25 protein-coding genes are annotated in these 25,129 nt (G+C 66.5%); all 25 read left to right on the top strand.

Features of this window, described 5'->3' with window-relative positions; translation table 11 throughout:
- Positions 1–346: 346 nt before the first annotated feature.
- A complete protein-coding gene (gene pyrR, locus GDJ97_RS04870; protein WP_152070114.1) occupies positions 347–901 on the top strand; it encodes a bifunctional pyr operon transcriptional regulator/uracil phosphoribosyltransferase PyrR in 555 nt (184 codons plus the stop codon).
- A gap of 3 nt (positions 902–904) precedes the next feature.
- The gene (locus tag GDJ97_RS04865) at positions 905–1,849 is read left to right on the top strand and encodes an aspartate carbamoyltransferase catalytic subunit (protein ID WP_152070073.1); all 945 of its coding nucleotides are present in this window, start codon (positions 905–907) and stop codon (positions 1,847–1,849) included.
- Positions 1,833–3,125: a dihydroorotase gene (locus GDJ97_RS04860; protein WP_152070072.1), complete on the top strand. Its 1,293-nt coding sequence runs from the start codon at positions 1,833–1,835 to the stop codon at positions 3,123–3,125. The genes GDJ97_RS04865 and GDJ97_RS04860 overlap by 17 nt, the downstream gene beginning before the upstream one ends.
- A gap of 67 nt (positions 3,126–3,192) precedes the next feature.
- The gene (locus GDJ97_RS04855) at positions 3,193–3,987 is read left to right on the top strand and encodes a dihydroorotate dehydrogenase electron transfer subunit (protein WP_193221314.1); all 795 of its coding nucleotides are present in this window, start codon (positions 3,193–3,195) and stop codon (positions 3,985–3,987) included.
- Positions 3,987–4,910: a dihydroorotate dehydrogenase gene (locus GDJ97_RS04850; RefSeq protein WP_152070071.1), complete on the top strand. Its 924-nt coding sequence runs from the start codon at positions 3,987–3,989 to the stop codon at positions 4,908–4,910. Before GDJ97_RS04855 ends, GDJ97_RS04850 begins: the two co-directional genes overlap by 1 nt.
- Entirely contained in the window at positions 4,904–5,635 is a 732-nt protein-coding gene (gene pyrF, locus GDJ97_RS04845; RefSeq protein ID WP_152070070.1) for an orotidine-5'-phosphate decarboxylase, read from the top strand. The genes GDJ97_RS04850 and pyrF overlap by 7 nt, the downstream gene beginning before the upstream one ends.
- A gap of 227 nt (positions 5,636–5,862) precedes the next feature.
- Positions 5,863–6,171, top strand: coding sequence for an integration host factor, actinobacterial type (gene mihF, locus GDJ97_RS04840; protein WP_152070069.1), 309 nt, complete (start codon positions 5,863–5,865; stop codon positions 6,169–6,171).
- A complete protein-coding gene (gmk, locus tag GDJ97_RS04835; RefSeq protein WP_152070068.1) occupies positions 6,172–6,738 on the top strand; it encodes a guanylate kinase in 567 nt (188 codons plus the stop codon).
- 3 nt (positions 6,739–6,741) lie between these two features.
- Positions 6,742–7,026 carry a DNA-directed RNA polymerase subunit omega gene (locus GDJ97_RS04830; protein ID WP_152070067.1) on the top strand — a complete coding sequence of 95 codons (285 nt, stop codon included), beginning with the start codon at positions 6,742–6,744 and terminating at the stop codon, positions 7,024–7,026.
- Between the two features lie 3 nt (positions 7,027–7,029).
- Entirely contained in the window at positions 7,030–8,277 is a 1,248-nt protein-coding gene (thiI, locus tag GDJ97_RS04825; protein WP_152070066.1) for a tRNA uracil 4-sulfurtransferase ThiI, read from the top strand.
- Positions 8,278–8,544: 267 nt separating this feature from the next.
- Entirely contained in the window at positions 8,545–9,255 is a 711-nt protein-coding gene (locus GDJ97_RS04820; protein WP_152070065.1) for a ComEA family DNA-binding protein, read from the top strand.
- Positions 9,246–11,567, top strand: a complete 2,322-nt coding sequence (locus GDJ97_RS04815) for a DNA internalization-related competence protein ComEC/Rec2 (RefSeq protein WP_152070064.1) — start codon at positions 9,246–9,248, stop codon at positions 11,565–11,567. The genes GDJ97_RS04820 and GDJ97_RS04815 overlap by 10 nt, the downstream gene beginning before the upstream one ends.
- 57 nt (positions 11,568–11,624) lie before the next feature.
- On the top strand, positions 11,625–12,602 hold the full coding sequence (gene holA, locus GDJ97_RS04810) for a DNA polymerase III subunit delta (protein WP_152070063.1): 978 nt from the start codon (positions 11,625–11,627) through the stop codon (positions 12,600–12,602).
- 155 nt (positions 12,603–12,757) lie between these two features.
- Entirely contained in the window at positions 12,758–13,021 is a 264-nt protein-coding gene (gene rpsT / locus GDJ97_RS04805; protein WP_152070062.1) for a 30S ribosomal protein S20, read from the top strand.
- Positions 13,022–13,228: 207 nt separating this feature from the next.
- Positions 13,229–15,037: a translation elongation factor 4 gene (lepA, locus tag GDJ97_RS04800; protein WP_152070061.1), complete on the top strand. Its 1,809-nt coding sequence runs from the start codon at positions 13,229–13,231 to the stop codon at positions 15,035–15,037.
- The gene (dusB, locus tag GDJ97_RS04795) at positions 15,030–16,070 is read left to right on the top strand and encodes a tRNA dihydrouridine synthase DusB (protein WP_152070060.1); all 1,041 of its coding nucleotides are present in this window, start codon (positions 15,030–15,032) and stop codon (positions 16,068–16,070) included. The genes lepA and dusB overlap by 8 nt, the downstream gene beginning before the upstream one ends.
- A 1-nt stretch (position 16,071) precedes the next feature.
- A complete protein-coding gene (hemW, locus tag GDJ97_RS04790) occupies positions 16,072–17,280 on the top strand; it encodes a radical SAM family heme chaperone HemW (RefSeq protein ID WP_152070059.1) in 1,209 nt (402 codons plus the stop codon).
- A gap of 177 nt (positions 17,281–17,457) precedes the next feature.
- Positions 17,458–18,564 (top strand): DnaJ domain-containing protein, encoded by a 1,107-nt coding sequence (locus tag GDJ97_RS04785; RefSeq protein ID WP_193221313.1) that lies wholly within the window; start codon positions 17,458–17,460, stop codon positions 18,562–18,564.
- Between the two features lie 162 nt (positions 18,565–18,726).
- Positions 18,727–19,872, top strand: coding sequence for a molecular chaperone DnaJ (dnaJ, locus tag GDJ97_RS04780; protein ID WP_152070058.1), 1,146 nt, complete (start codon positions 18,727–18,729; stop codon positions 19,870–19,872).
- 9 nt (positions 19,873–19,881) lie between these two features.
- Complete coding sequence (locus GDJ97_RS04775; protein WP_152070057.1) at positions 19,882–21,150, top strand: MiaB/RimO family radical SAM methylthiotransferase; 1,269 nt, start codon at positions 19,882–19,884, stop codon at positions 21,148–21,150.
- A gap of 20 nt (positions 21,151–21,170) precedes the next feature.
- Positions 21,171–22,136, top strand: coding sequence for a PhoH family protein (locus GDJ97_RS04770; protein WP_152070056.1), 966 nt, complete (start codon positions 21,171–21,173; stop codon positions 22,134–22,136).
- Positions 22,133–22,660, top strand: coding sequence for an rRNA maturation RNase YbeY (gene ybeY, locus GDJ97_RS04765; protein ID WP_152070055.1), 528 nt, complete (start codon positions 22,133–22,135; stop codon positions 22,658–22,660). Before GDJ97_RS04770 ends, ybeY begins: the two co-directional genes overlap by 4 nt.
- Before the next feature lie 24 nt (positions 22,661–22,684).
- Positions 22,685–23,062 (top strand): diacylglycerol kinase family protein, encoded by a 378-nt coding sequence (locus GDJ97_RS04760; protein WP_152070054.1) that lies wholly within the window; start codon positions 22,685–22,687, stop codon positions 23,060–23,062.
- 63 nt (positions 23,063–23,125) lie between these two features.
- Positions 23,126–24,163 (top strand): GTPase Era, encoded by a 1,038-nt coding sequence (gene era / locus GDJ97_RS04755; protein ID WP_152070053.1) that lies wholly within the window; start codon positions 23,126–23,128, stop codon positions 24,161–24,163.
- A gap of 53 nt (positions 24,164–24,216) precedes the next feature.
- Positions 24,217–24,975: a DNA repair protein RecO gene (recO, locus tag GDJ97_RS04750; RefSeq protein ID WP_152070052.1), complete on the top strand. Its 759-nt coding sequence runs from the start codon at positions 24,217–24,219 to the stop codon at positions 24,973–24,975.
- Positions 24,976–25,129 lie beyond the last annotated feature (154 nt).

Here is a 25,129-nt window from a genome sequence, read left to right as displayed (position 1 = left end):
TCCGGACATGCCGTCCTCCGATCTCCCGGGGCCGGCCGATCCGGCCCTCAGGGTATCGGGTTCCCACATTCATCCGCACATGTGCGGATGAATGTGGGAGGTGTTCGGATAAAGTTGATAATCAAGGGTCCGACAACCCGAACACTCCGCATCCACCTCATCAACATCCCTTCATCTGCCCTGTGCTACACTGTCCAAGACCTTTAAGCGCGTGCGAGACACCCGCAAGGAAACAGATGATTCCTTCCCTTGGGTGCCCGTGCCGCGCTGAGCGGTCGGGCATTGTTTTTACTGTCAGAGCAAAGGAAGGAGACCTGTGGGAACCACCGAAACCGGGACGGTCATCATGGACCAGACCGCCATCCAGCGCGCGCTCACGCGCATCGCGCACGAGATCGTCGAGCGTAACGAGGGCGTCGAGAACCTCGCCATCGTGGGCATCGTCACCCGCGGCGACATCCTGGCGCGCCATCTGGCCGCTGCCATCAAGGAGATCGAGGGGGTGGAGGTCCCGCTCGGAAGCCTGGACATCAGCTTCTACCGCGACGACTTCGCCACGCACATCGCGCCCGAGATCCACGCCACCAACATCCCCTGGGACGTTGACGGTAAGCGCATCGTGCTCGTGGACGACGTGCTCTACACGGGCCGTACCGTCCGCTGTGCGCTCGACGCCATCATGGACCTCGGCCGCCCGCAGTCCATCGAGCTCGCCGTGCTCGTGGATCGCGGCCATCGCGAGCTTCCCATCAGCCCTGACTTCGTGGGCAAGAACGTGCCCTCCTCGCGCGAGGAGAACGTCCGCCTGTACCTGGATGAAGTTGACGGCCGTACGACCGTCGAGGTTTCCGCTGCGGCACCGGGCAGCCACATCGGCTCCGCGCCGCTGGGAGGGGAGTAGCACATGGCCTTCAACCACAAGCACCTGATCGATATCACGGAGTACTCCGATACCGATATCATGACGATCCTGGAGACCGCCCGCGCGTTCAGCTCCGTGAACGAGCGCGCCATCAAGAAGGTCCCCACCCTCAAGGGCAAGACCATCGTCAACATGTTCAACGAGCCCTCCACGCGCACCCGCAGCTCCTTTGAGCTGGCCGAGAAGCGCCTGTCCGCCGATACCATGAACTTCGGCGGCAGCTCCACCTCCACGGTGAAGGGCGAGAGCCTCATCGACACCGTCATGACGCTCGACTCCTACAAGATCGACTGCATCGTCATCCGCGACAAGCATGCCGGCGCCCCTTACATGGTGACGCAGGCAAGTCCCGCCGCCGTGATCGACGCCGGTGACGGCAAGCACCAGCATCCCACGCAGGCGCTGCTCGACCTCTACACCATCTGGAACCATAAGGGCAGCTTCGACGGCCTGAAGGTGGGTATCGTCGGCGACATCTCGCACTCCCGCGTGTGCGGCTCGCTCGTGCCCGCGCTCAAGATCATGGGCGCCGAGGTCACGCTCGTGGGCCCGCAGACGCTTATCCCGCCCCGTCCGGACGTGCTGGGCGCCGACCACGTGGTCTTCAACCTGGACGACGCGCTGCCCGACCTCGACGTGGTCTACATGCTCCGCGTGCAGATGGAGCGCCTGGAGGGCGCGCCCTTCCCGAGCATCCGCGAGTACCACGATCTCTACGGTCTCACCAAGCGCCGCGAGCACCTCATGAAGTCCGACGCGATCATCTGCCACCCCGGTCCCATCAACCGCGGTGTGGAGTTCGATAGCTACATGGCGGACCATCCCGAGCGCTCCGTCATCCTGGAACAGGTCTATGCGGGCATCTGCGTGCGCATGGCCGCCCTTTACCTGCTGCTTGGAGGTGCCGATAATGGCCTTTCTGCTTAAGAACGCACACGTGGTCGACCCGGTTGCCGGGCTTGACGGCGTTATGGACGTCGCCCTCGAGGGCGAGAAGATCACGGCGGTGGGCGAGGGTCTGGAGGCTCCCGCCGATGCCGAGGTCGTGGACCTGACCGGTAAGTACCTCGTCCCCGGCCTGGTGGACATGCACGTGCACCTGCGCGACCCGGGCCAGGAGTACAAGGAGGACATCGAGAGCGGTACCCGCGCCGCCGCCAAGGGCGGTTTCACCGGCGTGTGCTCCATGCCCAACACCGACCCCTGCACCGATAACGGCATCGTGGTCCAGTACATCAAGACCCGCGCCGCCGAAGTGGGCCACTGCCGCGTGTACCCCTCCGGTGCGTGCACGCGCGGCCTCAAGGGCGAGGCGCTCGCCGAGATGGGCGACATGGTCGCCCGCGGCGCCGTTGCCTTCACTGATGACGGCCGCGGCATCCAGGACGCCGGCATGATGCGCCGCGTCATGGACTACGGCATCATGTTCGGCAAGGTTTTCATGAGCCACTGCCAGGACGCCGGCCTCGTGGGCGAGGGCCAGGTCAACGAGGGCGTCGTCTCCACACGCCTGGGCATGCTCGGCTGGCCGGCCGAGGGCGAGGAGCTGCAGATCCAGCGCGATATCGCGCTCGCACGCCTGACCGGTGCCAAGCTGCACATCCAGCACATCACCACCAAGCGCGGCCTGGACATGGTGCGCGCCGCCAAGGCCGAGGGCCTGCCCGTTACCTGCGAGGTCACGCCGCATCACCTCTTCCTCACCGAGGATGACATCGACGCCACCTATCCCACTGCACTGAAGGTCAACCCGCCGCTGCGCACGGCCGAGGACGCCGCCGCGCTGCTCGAGGGCGTCATCGACGGCTCCGTGGACGCCATAGTGACCGACCACGCGCCGCACGCCGAGTGGGAGAAGGCCCGCGAGTTCGCGTTCGCGCCCTTCGGCATGACGGGTATCGAGACCTCGCTCGGCCTGGTGCTTACCAACCTGGTGGAGACCGGCAAGATCTCCGTCGCCCGCATGGTGGAGCTCATGAGCGTCGCCCCGCGCCGTATCCTGGGCGTGGAGGCCGCGAGCATCACTGCTGGTGCCACGGCAGACATCACCGTGTTCGACCCGGCGCAGGAGTGGGACGTGACCGAGGACGGCTTTGAGTCCAAGGCCAAGAACTCCGGCTTCATCGGCGCGCACCTGACGGGCCGTGCCACCGACGTCTTCGTGGGCGGCGAGCCGACGCTCCGCAACGGCGCCATCTGCTAGCATCAACTTGTAAGTGGTACATTGGGGCTGTCCCGATGTACCACTTTTGTATTTGAGGAGGGGAGACATGCCGAATCCTTCGCCGGCTCGGGTGCACGACTTCACCGTCGTTTCCAACGAGCCGATCGCCGACGGCATCTTCAAGCTCGTGGTGAGCGCGCCCGCCTGCGCGGCGGCGCTCAAGCCCGGGCAGTTCGTGAACATCGCCGTCCCCGGCAACGCGATGAGCCTGCTTCGCGTGCCGCTGAGCTTTGCCGCGGCAGATGCCCAGGCGGGCACGATCGAGATCTGGTACGCCGTGGTGGGGGACGGCACCGAGCGCCTGTCCCACATGGCGGCGGGCGATACCTCCACGCTGCTCGGCCCCGGCGGCCGTGGCTGGGGGGCTCCCGCGGGTTGCGCCCGCGCGCTGCTCGTTGCGGGCGGCATCGGCGTTCCCCCCGTGCTCTGCCTCGCGCGCGAGCTCGCCGCCGCCGGCGTTGCCGTCGACGTCGTCTTCGGCGCGGCGACGGCTGCCAAGCTCGTCGGCGAGGCCGAGGCCCGCGTGCTGGGCGCCGGCGAGGTTCGCGTCTGCACCGACGACGGCACCGCCGGCCATCATGGCTTCGTGACCGATCCCGCTCGCGAGCTCCTCGCCGCGAACGCCTACGACTACGTGGCCACGTGCGGTCCCGCGCCCATGATGGAGCGCGTGGCCGGCCTTGCCAAGGAGGCGGGCGTCTTCTGCGAGGCCTCGCTCGAGCGCATGATGAGCTGCGGCTTCGGTGCCTGCAACACCTGCAACGTCCAAACGGTGGACGGCATGAAGGGCGCCTGCATGTGCGGCCCCGTCTTCGATGCCTCCAAGGTGGTGGTCTTCTAATGGCGAATGTGAACATGGCCGTCGACTTCGGCGGCGTCAAGATGAAGAACCCCATCAACACCGCGGCCGGTACCTTCGGCTACGGTTGGCAGTTCTCCGAGCTCATGGACGTCTCCGCCCTGGGCGCCATCACCACCAAGGGCTGCGCCGCCGAGCCGTGGGAGGGCAACCCCGCTCCGCGCATGACGGAGCTCCGCGGCGGCATGATGAACTCCGTGGGCCTGCAGAACCCCGGCGTCCGCGCCTTCGCCGAGCAGTCCGGTCCCTGGCTCGCCGACCTCGCCGAGAAGGGCACGCGCGTGATCTGCCAGGTGGCGGGCCACTCCACCGAGGAGTACGTCCGCGCGCTCGAGCTCTTCGACGAGCTCTGCCCCTGGGCCGCCGGTTTCGAGATCAACGTGAGCTGCCCCAACATCGCCGCCGGCGGCGCGGCCTGCGGTTCCACGCCTGAGGGCGCGGCCGAGGTCATGCGCGCCTGCCGTAAGGTCACCAAGCGCCCGCTCTTCGTGAAGATGGCCCCGGTGCGCGTGCCCGAGATCGCCGTCGCGCTCGAGGAGGCCGGTGCCGACGGCCTCACCATCATCAACTCCATCCAGGGCATGGCGATCGACGTCCACACGCGCCGCTCGCGCCTCTGCAAGCCCAAGGGCGGCCTCTCCGGTCCGCTCTGCCACCCCATCGCCGTGCGCATGGTGTGGGAAGCCGTCCAGGTGGTCGATATCCCCATCTGCGGCGTGGGCGGCGTGATGACGGGCGAGGACGCGGCTGAGTTCATCCTCGCCGGCGCCTGCTGCGTGGCCGTGGGCATGGCGAGCTTCGCCGAGCCCGACGCGAGCGTGCGCATCCTGCACGAGCTCGAGGCTTGGGCCGAGAGCCAGGGCGTCTCCGATATCAACGAGCTGATTGGAGCCTTCGAATGCTAGAGGCCGAAGCCCGAGACCGCGTGATCGTGGCGCTGGATTGCGGCCGCGAGGAGGCGCTCGCCCTGGGCGAAGAGCTCAAAGGTCGCGCCCAGTGGGTGAAGATCGGCATGACGCTCTTCTACGCCGAGGGGCCTTCCATCGTGACCGCCTTCAAGGAGCGCGGGTTCAAGGTCTTCCTCGACCTGAAGGTGCACGACATCCCGCATCAGGTCCGCGGCGCCGTACGGGCCGCGGCGCTCACGGGTGCTGACCTGATCACCGTCCACGGCCTGGGTTCCGGACCCATGCTCCAGGCGGCGCGCGAGGGGGCCGAGGAGGCTGCTGCCGTGCGCGGGGAGCGCCCGCGCGTCATCGCCGTCACCGTGCTCACGAGCATGGACGCAGATGCGCTCGCGAGCATCGGCGTCACCGATCCCGTGGACGTTGAGGCATCGCGTCTGGCGACCCTCGCGCACGAGAGCGGACTCGACGGCATCGTCTGCTCGCCGCGCGAGGCCGAGGCCATGCGCGCGCTCCTCGGCCCGGACGCTCTCATCGTCACCCCGGGCGTGCGTCCCGCGGGCTCGGCGCTCGGAGACCAGAGTCGCGTGGCCACCCCTTCCCAGGCCATCGCCGCCGGTGCCAGCCACTTGGTGGCGGGCCGTCCCATCACCGCGGCCGAGGATCCCATAGCCGCCCTCGAGGGCATCGTGGCCGAGCTCGTGGAGGCTGGCGAGGCTGCCTGAGCGTCGTCGCGCCCCGTCCTAACGGTCTGAATGACCCCGCGTCAATCCTGCGGAAACATGGCGAACGTTCTATGAAGTTGCAGGATTGGCGCGCCGTTTCAGACCAAAGTGCTTGAAACTGGCGCTCGCTTCCACTACTCTATGTGGGCGTTGAAGATTGGTTACGCCTTTGAGCAGGCGTTTTCCATGAATTACGTGTGTAAGAGATTCGATTATTGGAGGTACTAATGGCTCTTCCTCAGCTCTCCGACGAGCAGCGCAAGGTCGCTCTCGAGAAGGCCGCTGCCGCCCGTCACGCCCGTGCCGAGCTGCGTGAGAAGATCAAGAAGGGTGAGATCACCCTGGAGTCTGTGCTGAATTCCGAGGATCCCATCGCCTCTCGCATGAAGGTCACCACCCTCATCGAGTCGCTCCCCGGCTACGGCAAGGCCAAGGCTGCCAAGATCATGGATGAGCTTGGTATCTCCGCTACCCGTCGCGTGCAGGGCCTGGGCGTTCGCCAGCGCGAGCAGCTCCTCGCCATGCTCACCAAGTAAGTGAGCTTGCGTACGAACAAGCTCTTCGTTATTTCCGGACCGTCAGGAGCAGGGAAGGGGACACTCGTCGCACGCGTGCGCGAGCGTCGCCCCGACTTGGGCCTGACGGTTTCCGCTACCACGAGGGCCCCGCGCCCCGGCGAGGTCGATGGCGTCAACTACCACTTCCTCTCCGATGAGGAGTTCACGCGCCGCGTCGAGACCGGTGATTTTCTTGAATGGGCCCAGGTCTTCGACCATCGGTACGGCACACTCGTCTCCGAGGTCGAGCATCGCCTGGAGGAAGGCTCGCTGATTCTCGAGATCGACGTCCAAGGTGCTCTTAACGTTCGCGAGCGCTTTCCCGAGGCCGTGCTCATCTTCATCGAGCCGCCCTCGCTCGAGGTGCTCGAGGAGCGCCTGCGGAATCGCGGAACGGAATCTCCCGAGAGCATGGAGCTTCGCCTTCAAACGGCTCGTCACGAGCTTGCGTGCGCCGACCGCTACGACGCTCGCATCGTGAACGACGATCTGGAAACGGCCACGCGCGAGCTCCTCGACACGCTCGATCGATACGAAAGGATATAGTTCATGTCCGTTGTTAGCCCTAAGATCGACGACCTTTTGCAGAAGACGGATCACAACCGTTTCCTGCTCGCCTCGCTCGCTTCCAAGCGCGCTTGCGACATCAACTCCATGCTGCGCGAGCAGCATAGCCGCGTGCTGAACGTGCAGGCCGTTGACGACATCACCGTCGCACTCTCCGGCAAGGACACCATCTCCATGGCGATGGATGAGATCGAGGACGGCGACATCACCTACAACGCCGATCGCTACGAGGAGGCCCTGGGCCACAAGGCCGGGATCAAGGAGTAGCGGATGGCAAGCCGTGTCTGCCTGGTGCACTATCACGAGATAGGGCTCAAGGGCAAGAACCGCGCCCATTTCGAGCGCATTCTCATGGACAACCTCAAGGCGGCTCTGGCCGCCTTTTCCGTGGCGACGTGCACGCGCATCTCCGGGCACATCCTCGTCACGTTCTCCAAGAAGGGCGAGGCCGAGGCCGCGTACGACACGATTCGTCGCGTTCCCGGCGTGGCGCGTGTCTCGCTGGCGCTGCATTGTAATCGCGACCCGGAAGAGTACTGTGCCGCCGCGGTTCAGACGCTCCACGAGTTTGGTCCGTTCGAGACCTTCAAGGTGGAGGCCCGGCGTTCGAACACCGATTACGAGCTGCACACCATGGACCTTAACCGCCAGGTGGGCGAGGTCCTCTGCCACGCCTTCCCCGAGAAGAAGGTCAAGATGAAGGACCCCGACGCCCGCGTGCACGTACTCGTGGTGCAGGGGAGCGTCTACGTGTACGCCAAGAGCGACCGCGGCGTGGGCGGCCTTCCGCAGGGGAGCGCCGGCAAGGTGGTCACCCTGCTCTCGAGCGGCATCGACTCGCCGGTTGCCACGTGGATGATCGCCCGGCGCGGCGCGGTACCCGTGCCCGTGCACTTCTCCGGCAGGCCGCAGACAGCGGATACGAGCGAATATCTCGTGCAGGACATCATTCGGGCGCTCGCCCCGGCGGTCCAGGTGGGACGGCTCTACGTGGTGCCCTTCGGCGATTGCCAGCGCGAGATCTCCATGGCGTGCCCCAACGACCTGCGAGTGATCATGTACCGCCGCGTCATGTACGCCGTTTCCGAGCGGATCGCCCAGCTCGAGGGCGCGCGTGCCATCGTCACCGGTGAGAGCCTGGGCCAGGTGGCCTCCCAGACCCTGGAGAACATCGCCGCGGTGAACGAGGTCGTTGACACGCCCGTGCTCCGTCCGCTCATCGGTTCCGATAAGCAGGAGATCATCGAGCGCGCCGAATCGATCGGGACGTACGACATCAGCTGCGAGACGGCGCCCGACTGCTGCACGCTCTTCATGCCCCGTCGTCCCGAGACGCATGCAAAGATGGATGAGGTGCATGCAGCGTGGGAGATGTTCGACCATGAGGCAATGATCGAACATCTCGTGCGGAACGTCGAGTGGATCGACTTCGGCGGCCCCACCTATCATCGTCCGCGGCCCCTGCATGACCGGCACGACCGTCTCGAGGCAAAGTACCGGCCCGCGCATGCCGAGTAGAAACCGCTGGTAGAGTCGCTGCTTGTTTGCCCGGGCCGGTCCTTTGGGTTTAGGACCGGCCCTGCATGGCCCCCCATCCGCTCGCATCTCCTGCGGGAATGCGAGCGGATGGGGCCTTGTTCTTTACCGTGCGGTGCCACGACGGGTGCCTTTACCTGCGAGAAGTAGATGGTTGGTACACATCTCCGCATATTGCGTTCCACTTTCTGAAACTCATGCCCTCGGTGGACCCGGGCTTTGCGAGCATGGTTGCAGGAGGTACGGAATATGCAGGTCCAAGGTCGCGCGGGGGCAATCAACAAGCTATTCACCTGGTTCAAGGCGAGGCCGTGGGCCGTTGGCTCAGCCGTGCTCGTGCTCGTGCTGGCCGTGATCGTCGGCGGGTTCGGCTTTGGTATGGCGCAGGGCGGGGTTGAGTTGAAGCGCGCTCCTCCTTCTGATGCGGTTGCCGGGAGCGAGGAGGTGCAAGGCTCCGTCGAGGGCGATGCCGCTTCCGATGATGATACCGGAGACGAAGCGCCCACCCAGGTCATGGTCGATGTCGGCGGGGCGGTGATGCAGCCCGGGGTGGTCACCCTGGCCGAAGGCTCGCGTGTGGCCGATGCCATCGCTGCGGCCGGCGGTTTGGCAGCCGATGCGGATACATCCTCGCTCAACCAGGCGGCCAAGGTCGCGGACGGGCAGAAGGTGAGTGTTCCGCGCGTGGGGGAGGCTTCTGTCGCCCCGGGATCAGCTGACTCTTCCGGCGCAATCGGATCTGCCGATGACTCGAGCGCGTCTGGTTCCGGACTCGTGAATATCAACTCCGCGTCTGCCGAGGAGCTCGACGCGCTTCCCGGCGTGGGACCATCCACCGCGGCGGCCATCGTCGAGGATCGCGAGCAGAACGGCCCCTTCAACAGCGTGGACGACCTCTTGCGCGTGAGCGGCATCGGGGAGAAAAAGCTCGAGCGCTTGAGGTCGGCAGCATGCGTGTGAGATCGCACGAGGGTCTGCCGCCGCGTCCCTATGTGCCGCCCTCCGCTGCCGGGGCCGTCGGCACCTGCATCGCCGCTGCCACCGTGTGCGAGCTTGCGTGGCAGGGATTCGCAGTGCTTCCCCTCGTGTCGCTGGCGTGCATGGGTGCCCTCGCGCTCGGGGCCATCGGGATGCTCGCGCGCGGCCGTCGCAACGGCTCCGAGCACGTTCTCCGATATGTCCGCTGGCTCCTGGTCGCGATCGTGCTCGGAAGTTGCGCGGCGGGCCTGTTCTCCGTTCGCATGGCGGCGGCGCGCGATTCGATTGCCGCTGCGGGGGCGGTCTCGGCGCTGAGCTTCGTCGTCGAAGGCGATCCGAGCGTCTCCAGCACTGGCATCTCATCGACGGCGAAAGTGCTGGGGCGTGAGGGTCGTCTGCTCGGCCGCGTCCGCCTATCTTCCCAGGCTATGTTCGAGGCCGGTGACGTCGTGCGCGGTATCGGGACCATCGATGTCTTCGATGAGGGCGACTGGGAGCGATCGCGCTACCTGCACGGCGAGGTGGCGACCGTGAGGCTCGTACGGGTGACGGAGCGCTGGGAGGGGGAGCGTCGCGGCCTGATCGGGAGCGTGCGTGCGCGCATTCTCAGGTGCATCGAACCCGCTCGCTCCACCGCCCGCGCCCTGATGACCGGCATCGTCTGCGGACGCACGACGGAGCTCGCCCAGACCGATGCCTCGGACCAGTTCGCCAGAACCGGTCTCTCACATCTGGTGGCGGTATCCGGCAGCCATCTTGCCCAGGTGTCGGGCCTGATCGAGATCGCGCTTCGCCGTCTCGGTTGCCGGCGCGGCGTTCGAGCCGTGGCGCTCGGTATCGTCATGGCGTCCTACGTGGTCTTCACCGGGGGTGCACCTTCCGCCGTGCGCTCGCTCGTCATGGTCTCCGCCGCTTTAGCCTGCGGCGCTGCGGGGCGTCGGGGGCATGCGATCTCGGGCCTGGCGCTCGCGGTGATGCTGCTCGTGCTCGTGCAGCCTGGAGTGGTGTTCGACCTTGGTTTCCAGCTCTCGGCGGTCTCCGTGCTCTTCATCGCGCTGTTCAGTCGGCTGCTCTCCTACCAGCTTGAGCTCAGGGGCCTACCGCGTTCGCTCTCCGAGGCGCTTGCGCTCACACTCTCCGCGCAATGGGCGACGATACCTATCGCAGTTCCCGTATTCGAGTCGGTGTCGCTCATAGCGCCTGTGGCGAACCTCGTCGCGGGACCCGTCATGGACCTCCTCTTGGTCACCGGTCTCGCCGCGGCCGCGCTGTGCGCCATTTCCCCGGCTCTGGTGCCGATTCTCTGCGTACCCGAGGGCCTTGCCAACGCGTCCCTGTGGATCGCTGACGTTATGAGCCGGATACCCGCGGCATCCGTGACGGTCTCAGCCTCATCGGCCCCGCTGTTCATCTGCTACGCGGGGGCGGTCCTTGTTTTCGCACGTGCCTGGCGGGTGTGGCGCGCCCGTCGTCTGGCCGCGCTCTCCGGCGCGCTCCTCGTGTTGGTCGTGGGATGGGCGGTCCGGTGGGGGCTTTTGGCACCTGCCGCCGTAACCGTGCTCGACGTCGGCCAGGCGGATGCCATCCTGGTACGAGATGGGGCCTCGACGCTGCTCGTGGATGCCGGCGTCGATGACGATGTGGTCTCGGCGCTCGCGCGCCAGCACGTGTTCCGCCTAGATGCGATCGCGATCACCCACTGGGATCGCGATCACTGGGGCGGACTACCCGACGTGCTCGAGAACTTCAGCGTGGGCAGGTTACTCGTGGCAAAGGGGGCGGCGGAGAACGTACCCGATGACGTGCGCGAACGATGGCGCGGTGCAATCGAGGAAATCGAAGTGGGCGATACCCTGCAGGTGGGCGGCTTCACCTGCAGGGCCGTATGGCCCCGCGAGCCGGTAGCCGGCCTCGAGAACGCCGACTCGCTCTGCCTCGACGTCGATTACCAGGGGGCCAAGGGCACGCTCTCGGTCCTGCTCACCGGAGACACCGAGCGCGACCAGGAGGAGCTTTATGCCCCGGATGTGGGAGACATCGACGTCCTCAAGGTGGGGCATCACGGTTCGAAGGTATCCGTGAGCGACGAGCTTCTGCAAGAGCTCAAGCCCGAGGCGGCTATCGCGAGCGCGGGGGAGGGGAATCGCTATGGGCATCCCTCAAAGGCGTGCATGGAGGCACTCGAGGAACGCGACGTCACCTTCTTCTGTACGAAGGACCAGGGCGATATCACGGTTTTCCCCGGCCGTGAGGGGATTCGGGTAGATGTCGCGCAAGCGGTTTCGAACCGTTGAGCGCTTGCGGGCGGGCGTGTAGCATAGGGGTGAACCGTGCTTGGAAGGAGAGGGGCCATGGCAGACAACCAGCTGCTCCCGGGTTATTTGATCGTCGGGGCGGACGAGCTCAAGCGCTCGACCGCCGTGGATCGCATGAAGGCGCGCCTCGAGAAGACTGGCATGGCCGACTTCAACATCGACGAACGCGATCTCTCCAAAGATGCTCCCGTCGATGACGTCATCGCCTCGCTGAACACGCTCCCTATGGGCACGGACTTCCGCTTGGTGATACTTCTCAACTGCGACCGGCTGCCGAAGGCAGTGAGCGAGCCCTTGGTGGACTACTTCAAGAACCCGTCTCCCACGACGGTCTGTCTGGTTGTGGCCGAGAAGCTTGCCAAGAACACCCGCCTGTACAAGGCGATGGCGAAGCTCGGAGCCAAGGCCGTGGTGGACTGCGCCCCCAAGAAGGCGTGGGAGCTGCCGCGCCAGGTGGTCTCCATGGCCGGTGCCCACGGCAAGACCATGGACATGGAGGCTGCGGAGGAACTCGTGAGCCGCGCGGGCGAGAACACGAGGCTCCTCGATAACGAGGTGAAACGCCTGGCCCAGCAGGTTGCCGGGGCCGTCATCACGCGCGAGGACGTGGAACGGCTCGTGGTGCGCACCGCCGAGGCCAAGCCCTGGCCGCTGCTCGATGCCGTGAGCGCACGCGATATGCGCCGCGCGCTCGAGAACCTCAGGCTCCAGCCCGATAAGAGCGAGGTCTTGCTCTACACCCTGCTCGTCGGCCGTATCCGCCAGCTCGTCGTTGCCAAGGCGCTCGACGTCCGGGGGCAGTCGGGTGAGCTTGCCAAGACGCTCGGCGTGCAGCAATGGCAGATCAAGAACCATGCTGCCTGGGCTCGCAGGTGGAAGATGTCCGAGCTCACCGACGCTCTCCGCTCCGCCGTCGACGTCGAGCTCGCGGTAAAGGGCTCGCGCGATTCTCGGCTGGCCCTGCAGCTGTGGGTGATCGGCATGCTGACGCGCGTGGAACGTCGGGCGTCGTGATAGTGCGCACCGGTTGGCCCGGATTACCGTCCCTGCCTTTGCGTTTTTCTTGCCGTTGATTGCATCTGCAACGCAGATGGTATACTCTTCCCCTGTTTGACGGAAACCGTGTCTCAGTTCCGGATACAACGACAGTTTTTGAAAGGAAACCAGAAGTGGCTAACATCAAGTCCCAGAAGAAGCGCATCCGTACCGCCGAGGTTGCCCGCGTTCGCAACAAGGCCGTCCGTTCGGAGCTGAAGACCCTCATCAAGCACGTCCAGGCCGCCGCCGAGGCCGGCGACAAGGCCGCCGCCGCCGCCGCTGCCACGCGTTGCTACCGCGCGCTCGACAAGGCCGTTGCCAAGGGCGTCATCCACAAGAACCAGGCCGCCAACCGCAAGAGCGGCGTGCAGAACCTGGTCAACAAGATCGCCTAGGTTTCCAAACCATAGCTTTCAAAAGACCCGCCCCGTGCGGGTCTTTTTTCTTTTTAGCGTGATGACTGACAAATTGAAGCAGGCGCTTCGCAGCGGACGGGCGGGGGAATATCATCCCGCGCGCAGCTCGCCAAGCGCTGTCTGAGCACGGGATGATATTCTCCCGCCACACCCCAGCGGACGGCAGATTCCGCTACAATGGCCGACATGGCTACTACAGATACCTCACATATCAGGAACTTTTCCATCGTCGCCCACATCGACCATGGCAAGTCAACCATCTCCGACCGCATCCTGGAGCTCACGCGCACCGTCGATGAGCGCGACATGGAGAACCAGCTGCTCGATACCATGGACATCGAGCGGGAGCGCGGCATCACCATCAAGTCCAACGCCGTCCGCGTGATGTACGACGCCGACGACGGTGAGACCTACCAGTTCAACCTCATCGACACGCCGGGTCACGTGGATTTCACCTACGAGGTCTCCCGCTCGCTCGCCGCCTGCGAGGGTGCCGTGCTCGTGGTGGACGCCACCCAGGGCGTGGAGGCCCAGACGGTCTCCAACGCGAACCTCGCCATGAACGCCGACCTGGACATCGTGCCCGCCATCAACAAGATCGACCTTCCCTCCGCCCACCCGGACGAGGTCAAGACCGAGATCGAGGACGAGCTGGCCATTCCCGCGGACGACGCCGTGCTCGTCTCCGGCAAGACGGGCGAGGGCATCCACGATCTGCTGGAGTCCATCGTCTTCCTCATCAAGCCGCCGACCGGCGACGCCGAGGCACCGCTCAAGGCCCTCATCCTCGACTCCTACTTTGACGAGTACCGGGGTGTCGTCGCCATGGTCCGCGTGCTCGACGGACACATCCGCAAGGGCGACCAGCTACTCATGATGCAGCGCGGCGAGGACTTCCTCGTGGACGGCGTGGGCGTCAAGCGTCCCGCCGAGGTCATGGTCGACGAGCTCGGCGTGGGCGAGGTCGGCTTCGTGGTGACGGGCCTCAAGCGTCCCGAGGCCGTGCGCGTGGGAGACACCCTCACGTATCGCGACCGTCCGTGCGCCGAGGCGCTGCCGGGATACCGCGAGGCCAAGCCCATGGTCTACACCGGCCTGTTTCCCATCGACAACAAAGAGTACGAGAACCTGCGCGACGCGCTCGAGAAGCTCCACGTCAACGACCCTTCGCTCACCTGGACGCCCGAGACCTCCGTGGCCCTCGGCTTCGGCTTCCGCGTGGGCTTTTTGGGGCTACTGCACATGGAGGTCGTGAAGGAGCGCCTGGAGCGTGAGTTCGACCTCGACCTCATCGCCACGAGCCCGAGCGTGGACTACCATGTCTTCCTGACGGACGGCTCGCAGATCGGCGTGCGAAGCCCGCAGGACCTCCCCGATGTCACGCGCATCGACCATATCGAGGAGCCCTTCCTGAAGGCCAAGGTCATCTGCCCGCCCGAGTTCACGGGCGCCGTGATGCAGCTTGCCATCGAGCACCGCGGCGTGATGGAGGATATGATTCACCTCTCCGGGCGCTCCGTCGAGATGCATTTCCAGATCCCGCTCGCCGAGCTCATCCTCGACTTCTTCGACCAGCTGAAGAGCCGTACCAAGGGCTACGCCTCGCTCGACTATGAGTTTTCCGGCTACCAGCCCTCCGAGCTCGTCAAGCTCGACATCCTGCTCTCCGGCGACGAGGTGGACGCGCTCTCGTTCATCGTGCACAAGGACAAGGCCTACCAGCTCGCGCGCGGTCTCTGCGACAAGCTGAAGGAGATCATCCCGCGCCAGCAGTTCGAGGTGCCCATCCAGGGTGCCATCGGCAACAAGATCATCGCGCGGAGCACCGTGCGCGCGCTGCGCAAGGACGTGCTCGCCAAGTGCTACGGCGGCGACATCTCGCGCAAGCGCAAGCTGCTGGAGAAGCAGAAGGAGGGTAAGAAGCGCATGAAGGCCGTTGGTTCCGTCGACGTGCCGCAGGAGGCCTTCTTGGCGATCCTCAAGGTCGATGAGTAATCCCGTAGAACGCGGTGCCGAGGTGCGGTTCCCGTGCACCGCGTCTTTGCCCGAACGCTTTTCGGCCCAGCCGTTCCTCCTTGCTCCCATGGCTGGCGTTACCGATGCCGCCTACCGCATCATGTGCCGCCGGCGGGGCGCCGCGATGGCGTATTCCGAGATGGTCTCGGTCGCGGGCCTCGCGTATGCGAGCGAGAAGACCTGGGATTTGGTGCTGCCTGCCGCCGAGGAGCCGCAGATCTGCGTCCAGCTCTTCGGGAGCAAGCCCGAGCAGTTCGCCTCCGCCGTCTGCGCCGTGCAGGAGCGCGTGGGCGAGCGCCTGACGGCCATCGACATCAACATGGCGTGCCCGGCCCGCAAGGTCATCACCAAGGGCGAGGGCTCGGCGCTCATGGAGGCGCCCGAGGTAGCCGAGGAGATCGTCCGCGCCGCCGTCTCCGAGGCTCAGGTTCCCGTCACCGTGAAGTTGCGCAAATCCTTCCGCGAGGGACCGGCGACCGCGCCGGACTTCGCCGCGCGCATGGAGGCCGCGGGCGCCGCCGCCGTCGCGGTGCATGGCCGTACGGCGCGCCAGCTCTATACGGGCAAGGCCGACTGGTCGGTGATCGACGCCGTGGCCGCGCGCGTGCAGGTGCCGGTCATCGGATCCGGCGACGTCTTCAGCGCGCGGGACGCGGCCTGCATGCTCGCCGACACGGCTGCGAGCGCCGTCTTCATTGCGCGCGGCACGTACGGTAACCCCTGGATCTTCCACGATGCTCAGGCGCTCTTTCATGGTGGATGCGTTGAGGAGCACGGCTGGGCGGAACGCCTCGACGCCCTGCAGGAGCACCTCGACCTCCTGCGCGACCTCGGACTCCATATGCGCAAAGCGCGCACCTTCGCTGCCTGGTATCTCAAGGGGATGCCGAATGCCGCCGCGTGGCGGGCCCGCTCCGTCGCATGCGAGTCGTATGAGGACTTCAGTGCCCTGGTGGATGAGATTCGGGATGCAGTTGCGGCGACGCAGGCGGTCCCGGAAGCCGGCGTCTAGCATGCCGGTTGGCTCCCTCTACCTCCACGTTCCCTTCTGCGCCGCCTGCTGCCGCTATTGCGATTTCGCGACGAGCGCCCTACGCCGGGACGATGCCCTCGTGGACGCTTACGCGCGATCGCTGACCGGGCTCGTCGGCGAGGCGGGTGCGACGGGCCTGCTCGCTGGGGCGAACACCCTTTACGTGGGCGGGGGGACGCCGACTATGCTCGGGGCCGAGGGGCTTGCCCGTCTCAAGGAAGCCTGTGACGATCAGGTCTCCACACCCTTCTTCGAGGCGAGCTTCGAGGCGAATCCCGAATCCCTTACCGACGACGTGCTCGCTGCAGCACGGCGCAGCGGATTCACGCGCGTCTCCCTCGGGGCGCAGAGCTTCGACGATCGCGAGCTGCGCGCCCTCGGCCGCATCCACGATGCCCGCCGCGCGCGGGAGCGCGTTGCCGCCGCCCGCGCCTCCGGCCTCGACGTCTCGATCGACCTTATGTGCGGCATTCCGTTTCAAACGCGTGAGAGCTGGCAGCGCTCGCTCGACACGGCCGTCGGCCTCGGCGTGGACCATGTGAGCTGCTATCCCCTTATGATCGAGGAGGGAACGCCCATGGAGCGCCTGTGCGAGGAGGGCGAGCTTCCCTGGCCCGAGGACGATACCGAGGCGGATTTCATGCAGATCGCCGAGGCCACGCTCAACCGCGCGGGTCTTGCGCGCTATGAGGTGGCGAGCTACGCCCGACCGGGCCGCGCGTGCCGGCACAACATCGCGTACTGGAGCGGGGTCGAGTACCTGGGCCTCGGCACCTCCGCCGCGAGCATGCTCGGCAGGGGAGGGTACGATGGCCTGCTCGGCGCGGTCCCGCAGCTTCCCCGACCGTTGGAGACCTCCACGCGCTTTCGGATCACCGTGACCTCCGACGCTCGCGCCGTCGCCGACACCCGTTGCCTGGCCGATCTCGCCTTCGAGGTGGAGCAGCTCACGGCCCGCGAGGCCGCGGCCGAGGACCTCATGCTCGGCATGCGCATGACCCAGGGGGTGTCCCTCGCCCAGATCGAGCGCTTTCGCGACGTCGTGCCGGCCGGACTCCTCGATCGCGCCGTCGAGGAGGCGCTTGGCCGCGGCCTCGCATCCGAGCGCGAAGGCAGGCTCGTTCCCACCGAGCAGGGCTGGCTCCTCGGCAACGAGCTCTACGGCCTCTTCTGGGACCTCGCCTCCTAGGTGGCCGATTCACGTCTGTGCCCGGATCGTTCCCTTTCACCCGCATCGCGCGGCGGGGGTTAAGGGAATCTTCATCCCCTGTTCCATCCCCTCGGTTTTACCAGCGTCATTGCGGGTATGCTTGAAGCCGTATTCGATTCTCGGCCGCGCGCCCGCCTTTCGGAGGTTTCCATCCGCATGTCAGCGATGAACGAAAAAGACTATTACGCCATCCTCGGTGTCTCCAAGGACGCCGACAAGAAGGAGATCCAGAAGGCGTTCCAGCAAAAGGCCCGTAAGCTCCACCCGGACGTCAATAAGGCGTCGGATGCCGAGGACCGCTTCAAGGAGGTCTCCGAGGCCTACGCCGTCCTCTCCGATGACCAGAAGCGCGCCCGCTACGATGCCATGCGCTCCGGCAACCCATTTGCCGGCACCGGCCAGACGGCACCTTCCTCCAGTCCGTACGGCGGCGGTTACAGCGGGTACCCTGGTGGATGGTCACCCTTCGGCTTCCCATTCGACATGGCTGGTGCCGGAAGGCGTCGCCCCGCTTCAGCCTACAACCCTGAAGAGGGCGCTAACGTGGTCGTGGAGGTCACGCTCAACGCCGAGCAGGCGAGAAACGGCCTCAAGACCGCGGTGAAGTACCGGCGCTACGAGCCGTGCAGCCATTGCCACGGATCGGGTTCGGTGGCGGCCGAGCACGCCCGCACTTGTCCCACGTGCGGCGGTTCCGGCGCGATCGACGTCGACATGTCCTCGCTCTTCGGTATGGGGCGCGTGCAGATGGTCTGCCCCGAGTGCGGCGGCTCCGGCAAGGTGGTGGCCGACCCGTGCCCCGATTGCGGCGGTACCGGGCGCACGCCCGTCATGTCAGAGGCGGTGATCCAGTTCCCGGCGGGCACGCATGACGGCGACGCCGTCCGCCTGCCCGGCCTGGGGCACGCGGGGACCAACGGCGCCGCGGCGGGCGACTTGGTCGGCCGGGCCAAGGTCGCCGCCGAGCGCTTGGAGGGACGCGCTCGGACCGGTTTCTACGTCGTGGGGTTCGCCCTGCCGTTCCTCGTGCTCGCCGCCCTTATGGGCGTGTTCTCCATTTTCGCGCTCATCTGCATCGGAGCCGTCGTCTGCGGCACGGCCATGGTGGTCTCCGACGGCGTGCTCCGCCGCTCGAGCCGCTGGTGGAGAAACGGCGCCCTGGTGCTGGCCAACGGCGCGGCCAACAGCCTCTTCATGGCGCTCGTGCTCGTGTGGTTCGTGAGCTGCTCGCAGCGGGCCATGCTGATTCCGTACGGCCACTAGGTACTGGAACGGTCTCGACGCCCCGGACCCGCATGGGGGCGGGGTGCGATTCTCCCACGGGCTGGTTATTTCCCGCATCCTTGGGCATAATGTGGTGCGCTGTCCGCATACGGGCAGGTTTATGAGGTATATCGCATAGGTTGTACGAGGGGGATCTCCACCGTGTCGGATAAGAGGGACTACTACGAGGTGCTGGGCGTCGAGCGCGATGCCGATGCGCGGACCATCAAGCGCGCGTTTCTGAAGAAGGCGCGTGAGGTCCACCCCGATGTCTCGGACGATCCCGATGCCGAGATGAAGTTCAAGGAGGTCAACGAGGCCTACTCCGTGCTTTCCGACGAGCAGAAGCGCGCCAACTACGACCGCTTCGGCACCGCCGACGGCATGGGCGGCTCCGGCTACGTCGACTTCTCCGACATCTTCGGCGGCATGGGGATGGATGACATCTTCTCGTCGTTCTTCGGCGGGGGCGCCGCCGGCGGGCACGCTGGCCGCCAGCAGCGGCGTCAGGGCCGCGATATGGCCATCTCGCTCTCCGTCACCCTCGAGGAGGCGGCTCAGGGCTGCACCAAGACGATCAGCTACGACCGCCTGGCTCCCTGCGAGGACTGCCACGGTACCGGTCTCGCCGAGGGCGCCAAGGAGGAGCCCTGCAAGCGCTGCCATGGCACCGGGTACGTCACGCAGGTGCAGCGCTCGATCTTCGGCCAGGTGCAGTCGAGCGCACCGTGCCCCGACTGCCACGGCGAGGGCACCGTCATCGACCATCCCTGCGATATGTGCGATGGCCAGGGCCGGACGCCCACGCACGAGAAGCTCGACATCAAGGTTCCCGCCGGTATCTCCTCGGGGCGTCAGCTGCGCGTCTCGGGCTACGGCGAGGCCGGGTACCGCGGCGCTCCCGCGGGCGACCTCATCGTCTCCGTGGAGGTTGAGCGCCATGACCGCTTCGAGCGCCATGGCGACGACCTTTACCTCGATCTCTCGGTTTCCATGGTCCAGGCTGCGCTCGGCTGCACGGTCGAGGTCGACGGCATCATGCCCGACGAGCGCGTCTCTATGCATGTCCCCGCCGGCTCCCAGCCGGGTGCGCTCGTCACCGTCGAGGGTCGCGGCATGCCGCGCATCGGCGGAGGCGGCGCGCGCGGTCGCCTGGTCGCGCGCGTCAAGGTCGTCGTTCCCACCGAGCTTTCCGCCGAGGCGCGCCAGGCGCTCGAGCGCTATGAGGAAGCCGTGGGCGAGGACTTCGAGCGCAAGAGGTCCGTGGGCGACCGCATCCGCGACGCCATCGACGACATCCTCGACTAGGCGGTGCGCGTGACGGAACGCCGCGTTGCGGTGGTCAACCTGGGCTGCCGCGTGAACCGCGTGGAAAGCGATCGAATCTCCTCGGATCTCGCGGCCGCCGGCTTCGCTATGGCTGCGGAAGAGGATGCCGAGCTCGTCGTCATCAATACCTGCGCAGTCACCGGCGAGGCCGAGGCCAAGACGCGCAAGGCAGTGCGCCATGCGCTCGCCCTCCCGCTTGAGCCCTGGGTCGTCGCGACCGGTTGCGCGGTCAACCTGAACCCCGAGGAACTCGAGGGAATCTCACCGCGCGTCGTGGTGGAACCCGCAAAGGCGCGCATCGTCGACGCCGCATGCAGGACGCTTGGCGCCGTGCCCGTGAGTCATGCGTCCGCGGGCACCCGCGTTTCCGATGGGCGCGTGCGCCTGGGCGTCAAGATTCAGGATGGCTGCAACCATCGCTGCAGCTACTGCATCGTGTGGAAGGCGCGCGGGCCCGAGACCTCCCTTTCCGTGGAAGACGTGCTCTGCCAGGTGCGCGGTGCCGTCGCGGCCGGTGCGGGCGAGGTGGTGCTCACCGGCGTGAACCTCGGCGCGTACCGGGGGGATGACGGCTGGGGCGGCACCTGCGAAGCGGCGGGTCTCGTACGCGAGATCCTCGGGCGCACCGCGGTCCCGCAGCTGCGGCTCTCCTCGATCGAGCCGATGGACGTGGATGAGGACCTGATCCTTGCCATGGCCGAGGGCGGCGAGCGCGTCGCCCCGTTTCTGCACCTGCCAATCCAATCGGGCTGCTCCGCCACCCTTCGCCGCATGAACCGTCCCTATGGCGCCGATGACCTTTTGGCGCTCGCCGAGGGCATCCGTGCCGCGCTGCCGGCCATCGCGCTCTCCGCCGACGTGATCGTCGGGTTTCCCGGTGAGACGGATGAGGAGTTCGGGGAGTCGCTGGCGCTCTGCGAGGCCATGGGGCTCTCGCGGATGCACGTGTTCCGCTACAGCAAGCGTCCGGGAACCCCCGCGGCGACCATGCCGGGGCAGGTCCCGCCCGAGATGATGGCGGAGCGGTCGGTGCGGATGCGGGATCTTGCAACCAGGCTTGCGCGCGACGACGCCCGCCGCCGCGTCGGCTCCCGGGAGCGCTGCGTGATCGAGTATCCGGGCCGCGGCACGCTCGGTTCCTTCCATCGCGCCGTTATCGAAGGCGCGGAGCACCTCACGCCGGGCTCGGTCTCCAAGGTTGGTATCATGGGCGTGGAAGATTCCGGCCTTGTTCGGTGCCGGTTGGTCGAGGGATGAGCGACGGTAAGGGAGGCCCTTTGGATACCGCACAGGTTCGGCTGTCCATTCCGGGAGACGTCGATCCCGCACGCGTGACGGGCGCGGGGGATGCGGTGCTCCGCGCCATCGAGCGCGGGGTGCCGGGGAACGTGGTCGTGCGCGGCGGGGACATCACCCTGTCCGGCACGCCCGACGAGGTGGAACTCCTCACCCGTCTCTTTACCCAGCTCATGAAGATGGCTGCCGAGGGCAGGACGCCGAGCGAGGACGACGCGCTGCGCATCGCCGACGCGCTGGCATCCGAGGGCGCCGCTGGCGCTGGCTTTGCCAACGACATCCTGCTCACGTACCGCGGTCGCGCGATTCGGCCCAAGACCCTCGGCCAGAAGCGCTATATCGACGCCATCCGGAGCAACACGATGACGTTTTGCCTGGGGCCCGCGGGCACGGGCAAGACGTACCTTGCCATGGCCATGGCGGTCGCGGCGCTCAAACGCCACGAGGTCGGTCGCCTGGTGCTCACGCGGCCCGTGGTCGAAGCAGGGGAGAGCCTGGGATTTCTCCCCGGTACGCTCGAGGAGAAGGTGGATCCCTACGTGCGCCCGCTGCTCGATGCCCTCTACGACCTCACCGACGCCGAGCGCGCCAACGAGCTGGTCGAGCGCGGGGTCATCGAGATCGCGCCGCTCGCGTACATGCGCGGGCGCACCCTGAATGACGCCTTCGTCATCCTGGACGAGGCGCAGAACACCACGCCCGAGCAGATGAAGATGTTCCTCACGCGCCTGGGCTTCAACAGCACGTTCGTCATCACCGGTGACGCCACGCAGGTGGACCTCCCCCGGCGCCGCGGCGGGCTCGCCGACATCGAGTGCATCCTTGGCGACGTCGATGACATCGCCTTCGTGCACCTGGGCCGCGGCGACGTGGTCCGTCATAAGCTCGTGGGACGCATCGTCGAGGCCTACGACGCCTGGGATACTCAGCAAGGAGGCCGTTCATGAGCGACACGCCGCAGGTTACCGTCCTGCTCTCCGTCGACGACGGGCTGGGGTCGCCCGTTTCCCATGACGAGATGACGCTCGCGCTCCAGACCGTTCTGACTGCCGAGGGCGTCGAGCGCCCCTGCGCGGTCTCCGTCTCCATCATCGGCCCTGATGAGATGCAGGGGCTCAACGCCGCGTGGCGCGGCATCGACGTGCCCACGGATGTGCTCTCCTTCGAATGCGATTCGCCGTTCGAAGGCGAGGTGCCCGCTGACGAGACGGTCGAGCTCGGCGATGTGATGCTCTGCCCCGAGGTCATCGAGGCCCAGGCCCCGACCTTCGGGAACACGTTCGTTGAGGAGTTCAGGCTCATGCTCGTGCACGGCCTGCTCCACCTGCTCGGCTATGACCACGTGGACGAGGAGAGCGCGCTCGCCATGGAGGCCCGCGAGCTCGAGGTCCTGCGCGCGCTCGCTGAGAGCCGTGGAGACGACCCGGACGCCGTGCGCATCGGTCCCACGACCCGCCATCTCGATGACTGACGCGATATTTAGGAGGTTCACGCGATGATCCCCGGTTCCAACAAGGAGCATCCCACCTTCATCCGTTCCTTCGGCTACGCCTGGGAGGGGTTCGTCACCGCGGTGCGCACGGAGCGCAACATCAAGGTGATGCTCGCCATGGGCGCGGCCGCGCTGATCGTTGGCTTCCTCCTGCAACTCGACGTGACCGAGTGGTGCATCATCCTCATCTGCTGCGGCTTGGTGATCCATGCCGAGCTGGCGAACACGGCCATCGAGGCCGTGGTCGACCTCGCTACCGACGAGCTCCACCCGCTCGCCAAGCGCGCCAAGGACATCGCCGCGGCGAGCGTGTACGTGCTCTCGTTCATGTCTGCGGTGGTGGGACTTTTGGTCTACGCGCACGCGCTTGGCCTGCTGTAGGCGGGCTCGATTCATATTCTGGGCGTGGACGAGTGTCTCGCGTCATTAGGAAAGGTGTTCAACATGGATGAGATCGAGGAGTTCGACCCCTTCGAGGGCATGAGCGATGACGAGCTGGACGCCCTGCTCGACGTCGGCGGGGTGCCCGGGACCGTTGCCGGGGTCGCCGCGGAGGTCGGCGCGATGCCGATCGGCGACGTTCCCGAGGGCTTCCGGAGTGGTTTCGTGGCGCTCGTGGGCCGGCCCAACGCCGGCAAGTCGACCTTGCTGAACGCCTGCATGGGCAGCAAGGTGGCCATCACCTCGCCTGTGGCCCAGACCACGCGCCGCCGCCTGCGCGCCGTGGTGAACCGCGATGACTGCCAGCTTGTGATCGTAGACACGCCGGGGCTTCACAAGCCGAAGGACGGACTCGGTGCCCAGCTCAACAAGACCGCCCTGGCCGAGATCGCCGACGTCGACGTTGTGGCCTTCCTGGTAGATGCGAGCGCGCCCTTCGGCCGGGGCGATGCCTGGGTTGCCGAGCACGTGGCCAAGAGCCGGGCCAAGAAGGTGCTCGTGCTCACGAAGGCGGACCGCGCAAACCCCGAGGTGCTCACCGCGCAGCTCGAGGCCGCCCACGCGCTCGTCGACTTCGATGACGAGATCGTCACCTCGGCGACCGAGGGCTTCAACGTCGACGGGTTCGTGGACGTGGTGGCGGCTCTGCTTCCCGAGGGCCCGCGCTGGTTCCCGACGGGCATGGCCACCGACGAGTCCGACGAGATGACCGTGGCCGAGTTCGTGCGCGAGAAGGTCCTGCTGCGCACGAAGGAGGAGGTGCCCCACGCCGTCGGCGTGATGTGCGATTCCATCGAGCGCCCGCGCAAGGGGCTGCTTCGCGTGCGTGCCACCATCTATGTGGAGCGCGAGGGCCAGAAGGGCATCCTCATCGGAAGACGTGGCGAGATGGTGAAGCGCATCGGCACCGATGCCCGGGCGGACCTTGAGCGCATCTTCGGGTGCCAGGTGTACCTGGAGCTCGGCGTGAAGGTGAAGCCGAATTGGCGCGAGAGCGAGCGCGAGATCCGCGCGTTCGGATACGCCGCCGAGGACGAGTAGTGGTGGGACTGCTGGCGCATCATCCGAGCGCCTCCACCGCAAAGGGCCGCTAGATGGCCGGCGCGCGCACGTACCGGATCCAGGCGCTGGTGCTCGATAAGACCAAGCTCAAGGAGACGGACCTGATTCTCGCCCTGCTCGCCGAGGACGGCCGGCAGATCCGCGCCGTTGCCAAGGGGGCGCGGAAGCCGGGCTCCGCCACGGCCGCGCGCTGCGAGGTTGGCTGCATGACGGACCTGTTGCTCGCGCGCGGGCGGAACCTGGACGTGGTCTCCCAGGCGGAGCTCGTCGGGGCGCCGCTCGGCGCCATGCCCGCCTACGAAGTGCTCTCGGCTGCTTCCGTCGTGCTCGAGGTCGCCCGGCTCTGTTCCTTCGAGGATGCCGAGGACCCGTTCGTGTTCCAGATCACCCGGCGCGCCATCGAGGTGCTCGGCGGTTTGGGGGATGCGGCTACCCAGGGCGGCCTCGACCTGGTGGTCGCCGCCTTCGTGTTCAAGCTGCTCGCGCACATCGGGTACCGGCCCGACCTCTCCTCCTGCGTCGCCTGCGGCGATGAGGCGGTCACCTATTTCTCCGCGCAGGCCGGTGGCCTGCTCTGCGGCTCGTGCGCCCATACCGTCGCCGGGGCGGAGGAAGTTGATGCAGCCACGATATCGTGGCTGCGCGCCCTCATGGCCTATCGCTTCGATGAGCTCGCGGGCATGGAGATCTCCCCGATGACGGCGACCTTTCTGCTCTCGCTCGCCCATAGTTGGGCCGCGACGCACCTCGACGCCCGTCTGCGCGCGTTCGAGTTCCTGCTCGGCGTCTAAACCGGAGCGGCGCCCATTCCGTTCCCGAGGGTGTGGATATCCTGCGAGAACGGGGGCGTCGTGCTACCATACCGCAGGTACTGCCCCTACTTGGTTGGCCGAATCACCGACGGCCTACCCAGTATTGGGTGAATCGGGGCCGCTCAGCCCCAGA

This window comes from Collinsella sp. AK_207A (assembly GCF_902501965.1).
Taxonomy (GTDB): Bacteria; Actinomycetota; Coriobacteriia; order Coriobacteriales; family Coriobacteriaceae; genus Collinsella.
The sequence above is the reverse complement of the archived record's forward strand: the minus strand, read 5'-3'. Positions and strand labels throughout refer to the sequence as shown.

Bases quoted from the DNA above. Each gene is read 5' to 3' on its own strand.
- pyrR (WP_152070114.1), top strand. From the start codon at position 347: ATGGACCAGACCGCCATCCAGCGCGCGCTCACGCGCATCGCGCACGAG.
- GDJ97_RS04865 (WP_152070073.1), top strand. From the start codon at position 905: ATGGCCTTCAACCACAAGCACCTGATCGATATCACGGAGTACTCCGAT.
- GDJ97_RS04860 (WP_152070072.1), top strand. From the start codon at position 1,833: ATGGCCTTTCTGCTTAAGAACGCACACGTGGTCGACCCGGTTGCCGGG.
- GDJ97_RS04855 (WP_193221314.1), top strand. From the start codon at position 3,193: ATGCCGAATCCTTCGCCGGCTCGGGTGCACGACTTCACCGTCGTTTCC.
- GDJ97_RS04850 (WP_152070071.1), top strand. From the start codon at position 3,987: ATGGCGAATGTGAACATGGCCGTCGACTTCGGCGGCGTCAAGATGAAG.
- pyrF (WP_152070070.1), top strand. From the start codon at position 4,904: ATGCTAGAGGCCGAAGCCCGAGACCGCGTGATCGTGGCGCTGGATTGC.
- mihF (WP_152070069.1), top strand. From the start codon at position 5,863: ATGGCTCTTCCTCAGCTCTCCGACGAGCAGCGCAAGGTCGCTCTCGAG.
- GDJ97_RS04830 (WP_152070067.1), top strand. From the start codon at position 6,742: ATGTCCGTTGTTAGCCCTAAGATCGACGACCTTTTGCAGAAGACGGAT.
- thiI (WP_152070066.1), top strand. From the start codon at position 7,030: ATGGCAAGCCGTGTCTGCCTGGTGCACTATCACGAGATAGGGCTCAAG.
- GDJ97_RS04820 (WP_152070065.1), top strand. From the start codon at position 8,545: ATGCAGGTCCAAGGTCGCGCGGGGGCAATCAACAAGCTATTCACCTGG.
- GDJ97_RS04815 (WP_152070064.1), top strand. From the start codon at position 9,246: ATGCGTGTGAGATCGCACGAGGGTCTGCCGCCGCGTCCCTATGTGCCG.
- holA (WP_152070063.1), top strand. From the start codon at position 11,625: ATGGCAGACAACCAGCTGCTCCCGGGTTATTTGATCGTCGGGGCGGAC.
- lepA (WP_152070061.1), top strand. From the start codon at position 13,229: ATGGCTACTACAGATACCTCACATATCAGGAACTTTTCCATCGTCGCC.
- dusB (WP_152070060.1), top strand. From the start codon at position 15,030: ATGAGTAATCCCGTAGAACGCGGTGCCGAGGTGCGGTTCCCGTGCACC.
- hemW (WP_152070059.1), top strand. From the start codon at position 16,072: ATGCCGGTTGGCTCCCTCTACCTCCACGTTCCCTTCTGCGCCGCCTGC.
- GDJ97_RS04785 (WP_193221313.1), top strand. From the start codon at position 17,458: ATGTCAGCGATGAACGAAAAAGACTATTACGCCATCCTCGGTGTCTCC.
- ybeY (WP_152070055.1), top strand. From the start codon at position 22,133: ATGAGCGACACGCCGCAGGTTACCGTCCTGCTCTCCGTCGACGACGGG.
- GDJ97_RS04760 (WP_152070054.1), top strand. From the start codon at position 22,685: ATGATCCCCGGTTCCAACAAGGAGCATCCCACCTTCATCCGTTCCTTC.
- era (WP_152070053.1), top strand. From the start codon at position 23,126: ATGGATGAGATCGAGGAGTTCGACCCCTTCGAGGGCATGAGCGATGAC.
- recO (WP_152070052.1), top strand. From the start codon at position 24,217: ATGGCCGGCGCGCGCACGTACCGGATCCAGGCGCTGGTGCTCGATAAG.